This window comes from Candidatus Andeanibacterium sp., from assembly GCF_057143545.1.
On record NZ_DBNHSF010000171.1, the window covers coordinates 20182 to 32757 of the forward strand.

Annotated in this window: 14 protein-coding genes; 9 read left to right on the forward strand and 5 right to left on the reverse strand. The window is 64.8% G+C overall.

Annotated features, from left to right (window positions below; genetic code table 11):
* Positions 1 to 2 precede the first annotated feature (2 nt).
* The 7 genes from AC16XC_RS10135 to tatC all read left to right on the forward strand — a co-directional run bounded on the left by AC16XC_RS10135 (position 3) and on the right by tatC (position 4904).
* Entirely contained in the window at positions 3 to 707 is a 705-nt protein-coding gene (locus tag AC16XC_RS10135; protein WP_484034536.1) for an SPOR domain-containing protein, read from the forward strand.
* Positions 708 to 816: 109 nt separating this feature from the next.
* The gene (gene nagZ, locus AC16XC_RS10140; RefSeq protein WP_484034537.1) at positions 817 to 1836 is read left to right on the forward strand and encodes a beta-N-acetylhexosaminidase; all 1020 of its coding nucleotides are present in this window, start codon (positions 817 to 819) and stop codon (positions 1834 to 1836) included.
* The gene (locus AC16XC_RS10145; protein ID WP_484034538.1) at positions 1833 to 2639 is read left to right on the forward strand and encodes a segregation and condensation protein A; all 807 of its coding nucleotides are present in this window, start codon (positions 1833 to 1835) and stop codon (positions 2637 to 2639) included. The genes nagZ and AC16XC_RS10145 overlap by 4 nt, the downstream gene beginning before the upstream one ends.
* Complete coding sequence (gene scpB / locus AC16XC_RS10150; protein WP_484034539.1) at positions 2636 to 3337, forward strand: SMC-Scp complex subunit ScpB; 702 nt, start codon at positions 2636 to 2638, stop codon at positions 3335 to 3337. Before AC16XC_RS10145 ends, scpB begins: the two co-directional genes overlap by 4 nt.
* Positions 3338 to 3413: 76 nt before the next feature.
* Positions 3414 to 3644, forward strand: coding sequence for a twin-arginine translocase TatA/TatE family subunit (locus AC16XC_RS10155; RefSeq protein ID WP_484034540.1), 231 nt, complete (start codon positions 3414 to 3416; stop codon positions 3642 to 3644).
* Between the two features lie 37 nt (positions 3645 to 3681).
* Entirely contained in the window at positions 3682 to 4074 is a 393-nt protein-coding gene (tatB, locus tag AC16XC_RS10160) for a Sec-independent protein translocase protein TatB (protein WP_484034541.1), read from the forward strand.
* Positions 4075 to 4082: 8 nt separating this feature from the next.
* Positions 4083 to 4904 (forward strand): twin-arginine translocase subunit TatC, encoded by an 822-nt coding sequence (gene tatC, locus AC16XC_RS10165; protein ID WP_484034542.1) that lies wholly within the window; start codon positions 4083 to 4085, stop codon positions 4902 to 4904.
* Here the strand turns inward: tatC and AC16XC_RS10170 are convergent.
* Complete coding sequence (locus AC16XC_RS10170; protein WP_484034549.1) at positions 4901 to 6595, reverse strand: amidohydrolase; 1695 nt, start codon at positions 6593 to 6595, stop codon at positions 4901 to 4903. The genes tatC and AC16XC_RS10170 overlap by 4 nt on opposite strands.
* Positions 6595 to 7497: an NAD(P)-dependent oxidoreductase gene (locus AC16XC_RS10175; RefSeq protein ID WP_484034543.1), complete on the reverse strand. Its 903-nt coding sequence runs from the start codon at positions 7495 to 7497 to the stop codon at positions 6595 to 6597. The genes AC16XC_RS10170 and AC16XC_RS10175 overlap by 1 nt, the downstream gene beginning before the upstream one ends.
* A gap of 89 nt (positions 7498 to 7586) precedes the next feature.
* Here AC16XC_RS10175 and AC16XC_RS10180 point away from each other — a divergent pair, with 89 nt between their 5' ends.
* Together AC16XC_RS10180 and AC16XC_RS10185 are read left to right on the forward strand one after the other, a co-directional pair.
* Positions 7587 to 8891 (forward strand): threonine ammonia-lyase, encoded by a 1305-nt coding sequence (locus tag AC16XC_RS10180; RefSeq protein WP_484034544.1) that lies wholly within the window; start codon positions 7587 to 7589, stop codon positions 8889 to 8891.
* Positions 8892 to 9102: 211 nt separating this feature from the next.
* Positions 9103 to 9978, forward strand: a complete 876-nt coding sequence (locus AC16XC_RS10185) for an arginyltransferase (protein ID WP_484034545.1) — start codon at positions 9103 to 9105, stop codon at positions 9976 to 9978.
* Positions 9979 to 9993: 15 nt separating this feature from the next.
* Here AC16XC_RS10185 and AC16XC_RS10190 read toward each other — a convergent pair whose 3' ends face one another.
* The 3 genes from AC16XC_RS10190 to AC16XC_RS10200 form a co-directional block, all read right to left on the reverse strand.
* Positions 9994 to 10569, reverse strand: a complete 576-nt coding sequence (locus AC16XC_RS10190; RefSeq protein ID WP_484034546.1) for a fasciclin domain-containing protein — start codon at positions 10567 to 10569, stop codon at positions 9994 to 9996.
* A gap of 10 nt (positions 10570 to 10579) precedes the next feature.
* On the reverse strand, positions 10580 to 11686 hold the full coding sequence (locus AC16XC_RS10195; protein WP_484034547.1) for a hypothetical protein: 1107 nt from the start codon (positions 11684 to 11686) through the stop codon (positions 10580 to 10582).
* Between the two features lie 86 nt (positions 11687 to 11772).
* Entirely contained in the window at positions 11773 to 12258 is a 486-nt protein-coding gene (locus AC16XC_RS10200) for a lysozyme (RefSeq protein ID WP_484034548.1), read from the reverse strand.
* Positions 12259 to 12576: the final 318 nt, after the last annotated feature.

The window sequence follows — 12576 nt, forward strand, 5'->3', positions numbered from 1 at the left end:
CGATGGCGACCGATCATGGCGGCCGGGAAGGCGAAGCGAAAGAGTTCGAAGCCGCTCCCGAAGGCGAGCAGCTGGCGCTCGACAATGGCCGGGAACAGCTTCCCTGGCTTGAATCCGACGACGATTATGCCGAGCCCGGAATCGATACCGGCCGCATTGTCGCGTTCGCGGCAATCCTGCTGGTGGCGATCGGGTTGCTGGTCGGCGGGCTGTGGTTCTATTCGCGTGGGAGCGGTGATGGCGCGCTGGTGGCCGATGGCAGCACGATCGAAGCGCCTGCAGGCCCGGTCAAGACCAGGCCAGAAGATCCCGGCGGCAAGACCTTCGAAGGCACCGGCGACAGCAGTTTTGCGGTGGCCGAAGGCGAAACCCGCGAAGCGACGCTTGAAGGCACTCCCGAACCGCGCCCCAGCATCGCCGCGGCGACGGTCGAGGAAACGCAAGCCAGCGCTGCGGCCAGCCCGCCGGGCGGCGGTGTCGGCGTGCAGGTGGCCGCCTATACCAACCGGGCGCAGGCCGAACAGGGCTGGGCCACGCTGGTCCGGCAGCATTCGGCGCTGCAGGGCTATCCCCATCGCGTGGTCGAAGGCCAGGCCGATATCGGGAGGGTGTTCCGCCTGCAGGCGGTCGCGGCTGATCGCGCCACGGCCGAAAACCTGTGCGAACAGATCCGGGCGCAGGGCGGCTCCTGCCAGGTCAAACCTTAACCATCGCCTCCGGCCTGACCCGCGGCGAACGGGTGCGGGCAGGGGATAAACGCGGCTCCGGACCCTCGCGCAGCTTGCGGAAACCGCGCTTAGCTGCGATTTTCAACGCATGATTCCGGCTATTTTCGGCCTTTCCGGGACCAGCCTGACGGCTGACGAGCGAGCATTTTTCCGCGATTGCGATCCGGCGGGCTATATCCTTTTCGGCCGCAATGTGGAGAACCGCACGCAGCTCCGCGCGCTGACCGACAGCTTGCGGGAAATCCACGGGCGCGAGCGGCTGCTGGTGTCGATCGACCAGGAAGGCGGCCGCGTCGCGCGGATGAAGCCGCCCGAATGGCTGACCTTTCCTCCGGGCGAGGAATTCGACAAGCTTTACGACGTCGCGCCGGCCAGTGCGATCGAAGCTGCCCGCAGCAATGCCGAGGCGCTGGCGATCGATCTCGCCGAAGCGGGGATCACGGTCGACTACCACCCGGTGCTCGATGTCCGGCAAAAGGGCGCGCACGATGTGATCGGCGACCGCGCGCTGGGCAGCGAGCCGCTGCGCGTCGCGGCGCTGGGCCGGGCGGTATTGGCGGGGCTCGCCCGCGCTGGGGTCATTGGCTGCATCAAGCACATGCCCGGCCATGGCCGTTCGCTGTGCGACAGCCACAAGCAATTGCCGGTGGTCGACGCCAGCGAGGAGGAGCTCGCGATCGACCTCCAGCCGTTCCAGGCGCTCGCCGATGCGCCGATCGGAATGACCGCGCATATCCGCTACACCGTGTGGGACAACGACAATCCCGGCACGCTGTCGCCGTTTGTGGTGGGCGAGATCATCCGCCAGCGGATCGGGTTCGCCGGGCTGCTCGTGACCGACGACCTCGACATGGAAGCGCTTTCCGGCAGCGTACCCGAACGTGCCGAGCGCGCGATTGCAGCGGGATGCGACCTTGCGCTCAATTGCTGGGCGAAGCTGGACGACATGGTTGCAATCGCCGAACGCCTGCCGGCGATGAGCGATGAAACGGCGTTGCGCCTCCAGCGGGCATTGATGTCGGCGGGCGACGATGGCACTGCCGGAGACCAGGCCGAGCTTGTCGCCAAGCGCGATGCCCTGTTGGCCCTCGCGGAGGCGCATGCATGACCGAAGAAGGAATCCTGTTCGAAGCGGAGAGTATCGCCGTTTCCGACGAGTGGGACGGCCCCGGCGGTGCAGCGGGCGACGACACAGCGCTATACCTTGAACTCGATGGTTGGGCCGGCCCGCTCGACCTGCTGCTCGATCTTGCGCGGCGGCAGAAGGTCGATCTCAAGCGGATCTCGATCCTCGCGCTGGTCGACCAGTATCTCGACTATATCGAGCGCGCCGAAGCGCTCAGACTCGAACTCGCCGCCGACTACCTGGTGATGGCGGCCTGGCTGGCCTATCTCAAATCCGCATTGCTGCTCCCCCGGGAGGAGCAGGACGAGCCGAGCGCCGAGGAACTCGCGCTGCGGCTGCAATTGCGTTTGCAGCGGCTCGGCGCGATGCGTGAATCCGCCGCCAGGCTGATGGCGCGCGACCGGGTCGGCCGCGACGTGTTCCTACGTGGCGCGCCCGAGGGCCTGCGGACCGACCGCAAGCATCTGTGGCAATGCGACTGGTACCAACTGGTCCACGCCTATGGGCAGGTCAGGCTGCGGTCCGAGCCGAGCGTCCATATGGTCCGCGACCGGATGGTTATGACCCTCGATTCGGCGCTCGAACGCGTTTCCGCGATGCTCGGCGTTACGCTCGACTGGCTGGAATTGCAGGACTTCCTGCCCGACAGCGCCGATCCTCGGCTCCGGCGTTCGGCACTGGCATCGAGTTTCGTCGCCGCGCTGGAGCTGGCGCGGCTTGGCAGGGCGGAAATTCGCCAGGAGTTGACATTCGGTCCGATGCATGTGCGGCGACTCCGGCAATGAGCAGCGACCAGGAAGAACTCGAACTGGACGATCTCGTCCGCGCGGTCGAAGCGACCTTGTTCGCTTCGGAGGAGCCGATGACTGCCGAGGCCATTTCCGGCCATCTGGGCGGAGCGAATGTGCGCGAAGCCCTGCAGGAACTTGCCCGTCACTATTCCGGACGCGGGGTAAACCTGGTCGAACGGGGCAAGCGCTGGCATTTCGAGACCGCGCCCGACCTTGCGCACCTCCTGCGCCGCGAACGGGAACAACCCCGCCGGCTCTCGCGGGCAGCGACCGAAGTGTTGGCGATCATTGCCTATCATGAGCCGGTCAGCCGCGCCGAGATCGAATCGATCCGCGGGGTCCAGACCAGCAGCGGCACGCTCGACGTGCTGCTCGAGGCGGGCTGGGTGCGCGTTTCGGGCCGGCGCGAGGTCCCCGGCCGCCCGGTAATCTATGCCACGACGCCCGAATTCCTGACCCATTTCGGCCTGTCCTCGCGCAAGGACCTGCCGGGGATCGACGAATTGCGGGCGGCCGGCCTGCTCGACCCGGTCGACGATGCATACGAGGCGCTCGCCGTGCAGATGGCAAAGGGCGAGCAAGAAGAAGGCATGCGAGCCGGCGGAGAAGGCGAATCGGCTCATGATGACGGCGAAGCCGTTGCCGCAAGGGAAGAAGCGGGATTCGAGCGTCCTTCCGAAGAGCCGGCCTGAGATTCGGCTTGCTCCCTAGCGCTTTGGCTCCGGAGCGCCTATATCCCACTCAAACAGACCCTAGAGAGAATGTCCCATGAGTCTTGGTCCCTGGCAGCTGATCATCATCGCACTTGTTATCCTGGTCCTGTTCGGACGCGGGCGGATTTCGGAAATGATGGGCGATTTCGGCAAGGGCATCAAAAGCTTCAAGAAGGGCATGTCCGAGGAAGAGGCCGCCAAGCCGTCGCCGCAGATCGAGAGCAAGCCTGTCGATGCAACGACCGAGTCCGCCAAGCAGGCCGACAATTCGACAACGCCCAACTGATCATTCGCGCTTTGACCCGATTGGAGCGCCGTAGCTGATGTTCGATATCGGCGCAGAGGAACTCCTGATCATCGCGGTGGTGGCGATCCTCGTCATCGGCCCGAAGGACCTGCCGCTTGCGCTGCGGACGGTCGGGCGCTGGGTCGCCAAGGTTCGCAAGGTTTCCAGCCATTTTCGCTCCGGCATCGACGCGATGATCCGCGAGGCCGAACTCGAGGAAATGGAAAAGAAGTGGAAGGCCCAGAACGAGAAGATCATGGCCGAACATCCCCACCAGGAAATGCATGCCGGCAATGCCAGCGGAGAGGATCTGCTCGGCCCGCCGGAAGCGGCGGCGGAGGCCAAGGCCGAAACGGTGCTTGAACCGGCGCCTGAACCGGCACCCGAATCCGGCGCGGAGAAGCCCGCTGCCGCAGCCAAGCCGGAATAGGTGTGGCCATGGTTCTCAGGATCAGGGATATCGACGAGACTCAGGCCCCGCTGCTCGATCATCTGATCGAATTGCGGACCAGGCTGGTACGGGCGGTCGCTGCCCTCGCTGTCTCGTTCGGCGTGTGCCTCTATTTCGCCGACGATATTTTCGGCTTCCTCGTACAGCCGCTCGTCTCGGCCTTCCCGGAAGGACAAGGCACGCTCATCTACACCAAGCTCTACGAAGCCTTCTTCGTGAACATCAAGGTGGCGCTGTTCGCGGCCTTTTTCGTCAGTTTCCCGATCATCGCCAACCAGCTCTGGGCCTTCGTTGCCCCGGGGCTTTACGCCAGGGAAAAGAAGGCCTTCCTGCCGTTCCTGTTCGCCACCCCGATCCTGTTCACCATGGGCGCAGCGCTGGCCTATTATCTCGTGATGCCGACCGCCTTCAGCTATTTCCTGAGCTTCGAAGGCGAGACCGGCGGAATTTCGCAGCAGGCGCTGCCGGCGATGGGCGATTACCTCAGCCTGGTGATGCAATTCATCCTCGCTTTCGGGATCTGTTTCCTGCTGCCGGTCCTGCTGCTGTTGCTGAACCGGGCGGGAATTGTCACCCGCCAGCAGCTCGCGGGGGTCCGCCGCTACGTCATCGTTGCCGCATTCATCCTCGGCGCGGTCCTGACCCCGCCCGACCTCGTTTCGCAGATCCTGCTCGCCACGCCGATGCTGATCCTGTTCGAGCTGTCGCTGATCCTGATGTGGTTCACCGAGCACAAGCAGGCGAAGGATAAGTCCGAAGCCGAGCCTGCAATGCCGGACAAGCCGAGCGAACCTGCGGCCGAGGGTTAGCGTCCGATCATTTCTTCGGAACTTGCTTGCGGGCCGGCGAAACCCGCCGACAGGCCATAGACCTGCTCGCCATTGATCCACACTTCGAGCACGCCGAGATTGCGCAGATCCTCGTTGCTGGCGAGGAACGGGTCCTGGTCGACGACCAGGAAATCGGCCCGCTGACCGACCGCGAGCTCGCCGAACCGGCCGTCGGCAAAGCCGGCAAAGGCGGCACCGGAAGTATAGGCGGCGAACGCGGTTTCGCGGCTTACGATCTCCTGCGGCTGCCAGCCGCCAAAGGGCTGGCCCGAGGCATCCTCGCGGGTGATCGCGGTGGCAATGCCCTGGAGGGGTTGCGGCGCTTCGACCGGGGCGTCCGATCCGAACGCGAGCGGCGCGCCCACGGCTTCGAGCGAACGCCAGGCATAGGCGCCGGAGAGCCGGTCCGGTCCCAGCCGGGCCTCCGCCATCAGCCGGTCGGAGGTCTGGTGGACCGGTTGCATCGAAGCGATCACGCCCATTGCGCCGAAGCGCGAAATATCGGCCGGGTCGACGATCTGGGCATGTTCGATCCGCCAACGCCGGTCGCCATTATAGGTCTCACCCATTTCCTCGATTGCCGCGAGCGCTTCGGCATTGGCGGCATCGCCGATCGCGTGGATCGCGACCTGGAAATTGTCGAGCGCGGCGCGGCTCATCAAATTGCGCAGCTGGTCGGGCCGCAGGCGTGTGAGTCCACGATTGCCCGGATCGTCGGCATAGGGCATCTTGAGCCAGGCCCCGCGCGAGCCGAGCGCGCCATCGGCATACAGCTTGAGACCGTTGAGACGGAGCCGGTCCTGGTAGAGCCACGGCGTCGGCCCCGGCCCGCCGATGAGCTCCATGTCCTCGACGCTGGCGGCATAGGCCATGATCCTGATCCGCAAATTCCCGTTATCGCCCGCGCGGCGAAACGCCTGCCAGTCCTCGATGCTCGCACCCATTTCGGCCACACCGGTTACGCCCTGCCTGATCAGCAGCTCCTGCGCGGTGAGGAAGGCCAGGTCGCGATCTTCCGGGCGGGGATCGGGGATCACCCTGGTAACCAGCTCCATCGCGTTGTCGACCAGCACCCCTGAAGGTTCGCTCGTACCGGCAATCCGCTCGATCCTGCCGCCGGGCGGATCGGGCGTCGCGGCGGTGATCCCGGCCATTTCCAGCGCCTTGCTGTTGGCCCAGCCGGCATGCCCGTCGACCCGCATCAGCCAGGCCGGACGGTCTGCAACCACCAGGTCGAGCTCGGCTGCGGTGGGGAAGCGGCCCAGGCCCCAGAGTTCCTGGTTCCAGCCTTCGCCCCTGATCCAGGCGCGTTCGGGAAACCGGAGATTGTATTCTGTAATGCGCTTCAGCGCTTCGTCGAGCGACCGGGTCTCGTAGAGCTTGAGCGTCAGTTCGGCGAAGCCGAGATCCATCAGGTGGACATGGCTGTCGATCATGCCCGGGATAACCGTGCGCCCGCGCCCGTCGACCCGGTATTCGACGTCCGGCGGGGTGTCCTCGCGCTGAAGGATCCTGGTGATGACCCCGTCCTCATTCACCACCATTGCGGCAAAGCGGGTCACCTTGCCATCGCGCGCGATCGACATCCCGTTGATGTTGTCGATCAGCGTAGCGGCGGCTGCCGGTCCGGCAAGGAACAGGGCCGCAAACGCGGCCAGCCAGCGTAACATCATGCGTTCGCGCCCTTCGGCAGCAGCCGGATCAGCGCGCTTGTGTCCTGCCGCCCGCCACCCATTTCCTGGATCTCGGCGTAGAAGCGGTCGACCAGTTCGGTCACCGGCATGGCAAGGCCCAGCCGCTCGGCTTCGTCGAGTGCGATCGCCAGGTCCTTGCGCATCCAGTCGACCGCGAAGCCGAAATCGAAGCTGCCCTCATCCATCGTCTTCCAGCGGTTGACCATCTGCCAGCTTTGCGCCGCGCCGCCCGAGACCGCTTCGAACACCCTGTCCATGTCGAGTCCCGAAGCCTGGGCGAAGCGGATCGCTTCGGAGAGGCTTTGCAGGAGCCCGCCGATACAGATCTGGTTGACCATCTTGGCCGATTGGCCCGCGCCCGGCCCGCCGATATGGACGATCCGCGCGGCATAGGCCGCGATGATCGGTTCGGCCGCGGCCATTGCCTGTTCGCTCCCGCCGCACATGATCGAGAGCGCGCCGTTCTCGGCCCCGGCCTGTCCGCCCGAGACCGGGGCATCGAGTGCCAGCACGCCGCTGCCTTCGGCAGCGCAGGCGATTTCACGGGCTATGCCGGGCGAAACGGTCGTATGGTCGATGAACAGCGCGCCTTCCCGCATCGCGGCCAACGCGCCATCATCGCCGAAGACCACTTCGCGCAGGTCGTCGTCATTGCCGACACAGGTCAGGACCACGTCTTGCCCTGTCACTGCTTCCGCCGGCGTCGCGGTCATGGCAAGGCCGGGAAATTCTCGCTTGTGCCGGGCGAGCCATTCCGAGGCCCGCCTGAGCGTGCGATTATAGACCGTGACCTGGTGCCCGGCGCGGGCGAGGTGGCCGGCCATCGGCCCGCCCATTACCCCCAGGCCCAGGAAGGCGACATTCTTCGGATTGCTCATGACCGGGACTCTCTAGACTCTTTCGCGGCAATGCAAATCCATCATTGCTCTTTCCCTTTTGCGGCAATTTCCGTTACGGGCGGCAGGCTATGAGCACGTTGGAAGCCAAGGTGGGTGAAACGATCAGCAATGGATTGCTGACGATTGACGACGTGCGCGCCGCCGAAAGCCGGATCGCGGACTCGATCGTGCGCACGCCCACGCTTCATTCGAAGACCTTGTCCGAAATCACCGGGGCGAATGTCTGGCTCAAATTCGAGAACCAGCAGTTCACCGCCGCCTACAAGGAGCGCGGCGCGCTCAACAAGTTGCTCCTGCTGAGCGACGAGCAGCGCAAGCGCGGGGTGATAGCAGCCTCGGCCGGCAATCACGCGCAGGGCCTGTCCTACCACGGGACGAAGCTCGGGGTACCGGTCACCATCGTGATGCCGCGCAACACGCCGACGGTGAAAGTCGTGCAGACCGAACATGTCGGCGGCAAGGTGATGCTCGAAGGCGACAATTTCGACGAAGCCTATGCCTATGCGCGCAGCATGGAGCACCAGCTGGGTCTGACATTCGTCCACCCGTTCGACGATCCCGATGTCGCGGCGGGGCAGGGGACCGTGGCGCTCGAAATGCTCGAGGACGTGCCCGATCTCGACACATTGGTGGTGCCGGTTGGCGGCGGCGGGCTGATCTCGGGGATCGCCGTGGCCGCCAAATCGCTCAAGCCGGACATCCGCGTGATCGGGGTGCAATCGAACCAGTATCCCTCGATGTATGCGCTCAAGACCGGCAAGCCGATCGAGTGTGGCGGCGATACGCTGGCCGAAGGGATCGCGGTCAAGGAGCCGGGCCAGTTCACGCGCGGCGTGGTGATGGAGCTGGTCGACGAGATGCGGATCGTGAAGGAATCGCTGATCGAAGAGGCGATTTCGCTGTTGCTCGAAATCGAGAAAACGGTGGTCGAAGGCGCCGGAGCGATCGGTCTCGCGACGCTGCTTCCGGTCAAGAGCGGCAGCTTCCGTCCGGAATTCAAGGGCCGCAATGTCGGGGTCATCCTCACCGGCGGCAATATCGACCAGCGCTTCCTCGCCAATGTCATCCTTCGCAACCTGGCGCGGCAGGGCCGCATCGGGCGGATCGCGGTGATGCTCAACGACAAGGTCGGGGCGCTGTTCGAGCTCGCGGGTATCTTTACCCGCAACAACGCCAATATTCTCGAAGTCTCGCACCAGCAGATCTTTGGCGTGCTCTCGGCCAAGTCGATCCAGACCGAGATCGAATACGAGATCCGCGATGCCGCGGCGACCGACAAGCTGCTCGGCGATATCGCCGATGCCGGTTACCAGTTCGAGGTCATGACGATCTCGGGCCGCAAGTCGGGCAGGTCGCTGCGCGGGCGCAGCTGATTCCCCCACGATTCGGCGATCGGGTTAGCCTCTCGGCCGCGATTTGCCCCGCGACGGGGCATATCCAATTCAATTCACCGCGCGCCTGTGTAAAATAAACCTTCGTTAACGGCGATTCTTGGTTAAAGTTGTTTCAAGGGGCGAATCCGGTCTGCATAATCGCTTCGCCCGCTCGACGAATCCTTGGGCAAATGAAAGGCACGCAACAAAAGTGACCGCACCGGTTCGTTTCCCCCGCTTCTATGTGACCAGCCCCGCGCCGTGTCCGTACCTGCCGGGCAAGACCGAGCGCAAGGTGTTCACCGAGCTCAAGGGCCAGCATGCGGATGCGCTCAACGATGCGCTTGGCCGGATCGGCTTTCGCCGCAGCCAGACCGTTGCCTATCGCCCGAGCTGCGCCAATTGCCGCGCCTGCATTTCGGTGAGAGTCGTGGCGAACGAATTCGTGCCTTCGGCCTCGCAGAAGCGCACCATTCGCCGCAACGAGGACCTCGTCGTCACCGAATGCCGGCCGTGGGCGACCAACGAGCAGTTCGATCTGCTCCAGCGCTATCTCGGCGCGCGCCATCCCGGCGGCGGCATGGCGGCGATGGACGAGGTCGATTTCGCCGACATGGTCGAACACACCCCTGTCAACAGCACGATCGTCGAATATCGCGAACCGGGTGCCAATGGCGAGGCGGGGCGGCTGGTGGGTGCCTGCCTGACCGACCACCAGGGCGACGGGCTGTCGATGATCTACAGCTTCTACGATCCCGAACCTACAGGCCGCTCCGGCCTCGGCAATTACATCATCCTCGATCATATCCTGCGCGCCGAAGAAGCCGGACTGCCCTATGTCTATCTCGGCTATTGGGTCGAGGGCTCGCCCCGCATGCAGTACAAGATCCGCTATCGCCCGCTCGAGAAGCTCGGGCCGGACGGGTGGGACCGGATTTCGGCCAAGGAACAGCAAGAGCTGATTGCCAGCGCCGCCGCGCAACGCGATGCGCCCTTCATGCTGATCGATGGCGGGCAGAAGGACGGCATGCCCGGCGGGCAGGAGCAGTATCGTCTCGCCGAGGCAGCGGAAGACGAGGACGCCTGAACCGGCCGCTTGCCGTCAGGCGGCCGGCTCGATTTCCTTCAGCACGGCGTCGAGCGGGATCACCACCCCGTTCTGCGCCCGCAATTCTCCGTCCAGCAATTTTGCATGCGCGCCGCCGTCGCTGGTGGCGACGATCGCGCCATCTTCCATGGTGAAGGTGATGGCGTTGTCACCCATGGTGGCCATTTCGACCGCGCCATCAGGATCCTGTCCGATCGCGGACGCGATATCTTCGCTGGTCAGGTAGCCGGGCAGGATATGGCTGCGCAGGATCGCGATCATCAGCGGGCGTTGCGCTTCCGCGGTCAGGTCCTCGCCCGCGACGCCAAGGCTTTCGAACGCCTCGTTGCGGGGGGCCAGGATCGTATAGGCAGCCGCGCCATCGAACATTTCCGCCATGCCGGCATCGGCCAGCGTGTCCTCGACCAGCGAGAGATCCTCGGCCCCGGCCAGCATGGATGCCAGCGAACCATCCGCCACTTCACTCGATGCGGCCTGATCCGCCTCGTCCCCGCCCTGGCATCCGGCCACCGCCACCAGCGACAAGGCGGCCATCGCGCTCAGCCAAGGGCTTTTGGCAAATAGTCTCATCGACACTCTCCTAGAGCAGCAATTCGATGGCCGCGGCGACCAGCCGGGTTTCCGGATCGACCTGGTAGATATAGCCATCGCTATAGCGATAATAGGCGTTCGGCGTGTCGTAATAGCGGTCGCGATAGCCGTAAGGCACGTTGTAGACCTGGTAGCCGACCGGCATCGGCTGGCCGACCGTGATATTGTCGCCGGTCAGCATCGCCGCAATCGAAGTGATCGCCGCGGTCTCCGGATCGACGCGGTAGAACACATTGTTGGCATAGCGATAGGAGGGATCGGGTCCGAGCCCGTAATATTGCGTGTAATAGCGCGGCACGACGACCGGCTGGTAATAGCTCGGCCAGGGATTGCCGATCGACAGCGCGCCGCCGAGCAGCGGGATATAGCCGCCAATCCGCCCGTCCCGGCCCAGCCGGACAAGGTAACCGTCGTCATAATAGTAATCGCTGCCGGTCAGGCCGAGCGCGGAGAGGCCCCACCATTCGGGGCGATATTGGCTGTAGCGATAGCCGGACTGGTTCTTGAGTTGACCCGGAGGCATGCAGCCATTGTACTTCTTGGCCAGTCCCGGCGGACAGCCGTCGATCAGGCCGCGGCGGTCGTAATCGAGGAAGCGGCCCGAATTCCCGGCATTTGAAGCGACCCTCGCATCGGGGAAGCGGCGCTCCTGGTTGCCGCCCGCATTGCCGTTACCGCGGTTGGCGGCATTGCCGCTACTGTCAGCCTGCCGCCCGGCTGCCTGGTTGCGGTCATTGCCATTCCGGTTCTGGTTGCCCTGGCTGTTTCCGCCGCCATTGCCGCGATCGGGCGGACCTGAGTCCCTTGACTGCGCTGCCACGGGCGGGCCGCGATCGTTGTTTGCCCTGTTGCCATTGCTGTTGCCGCGATCCCGCGGACCGGGATCGCGGGCCTGCGAAACCACCTGGGGACCGCGATCGGCATTGCCGCCGCCGCGGTCGGAATTGCCACCGCCGCGATTGGCGTTGCCGCGATTGTCCTGCGTCGAAGCCGAAGGCCGGTTACTGTTGCCGCCTTGCCCGTTCCCCTGGCCCTGGGCAGCGGCACCGGCGGCGATCAATGCCAAGGCGGCAATTCCGCTCAACAAGAGACGCATGGATTTTCTCCTCTTCATGGCAAACGCGGGGACCGCGGAGCTGGTTCCCACTGCTGCGGGCAAAAACGGGACGAGCCGTTAACGCATCAACAGCTGGAGTAGAGTTCCGCCTCGGCTGCCCGACGGCGCTGCAAGCCTTTCAGTACCCGACCTGCGGCGCGAGTCCAACGGGCGAATTCTCGCCGTGCCCCCGGATAGTCCCCGGCGATATGTTTGCGGGTCAGGGTCGCGCGCGCGATCGCCCCGGTGTTGTAGGGGAAGCTCACCAGCGCATCGAATTGCGGCTGGGTGGTCGCCGCGCCGCCCAGCGCGCGGTCGACATCCTGCGAATAGCGGACCAGGTCAGCCTCCAGCCGCGCGTCGCATTGCGCCTGGCTCCACACCGTGCCGGGGCCGATCCCGGCGCCGGTCGCGCCCCAGCCGATCGTCCACGGATCGCCGCCCGTGCCTGGATCGGGATAGGCTTCGATCCTGCCGTCAGGGCGCTTCCTCGCGCAACCTTCGAAGCGCTTGATAAGGGAAATGCCGTCCGCGCCGATGCGGCGGCTGCCGGGGATTGTCCGATTTGCCATGATTGCCTCGCTGAAGTGGAATCGAGGCGCGGCAATTAGGCAGGAATGGCGTGAGTAGGAAAACCCTTTTTGATGGTGATCGCTTGCGCAAGGTCCGAGGCGGAGAGTCTGCCCGACCCGCTACGGGAGGGGTTGGGGGCGGTCCGAACCTGAACGGAGGGCAACAGGGTAACACAGTCCTAAGAAGCAAAACGCTCCCTCGGGAATGCGGTCATTCCTGAACTGCACTAGCAAGCGCAGGCGCTGTAGGACAGCGCGATCCGTCATTCGCAAAAGAACAGGCCCGGAGGTTTCCCCCCGGGCCTGCTCGCGCAAAAA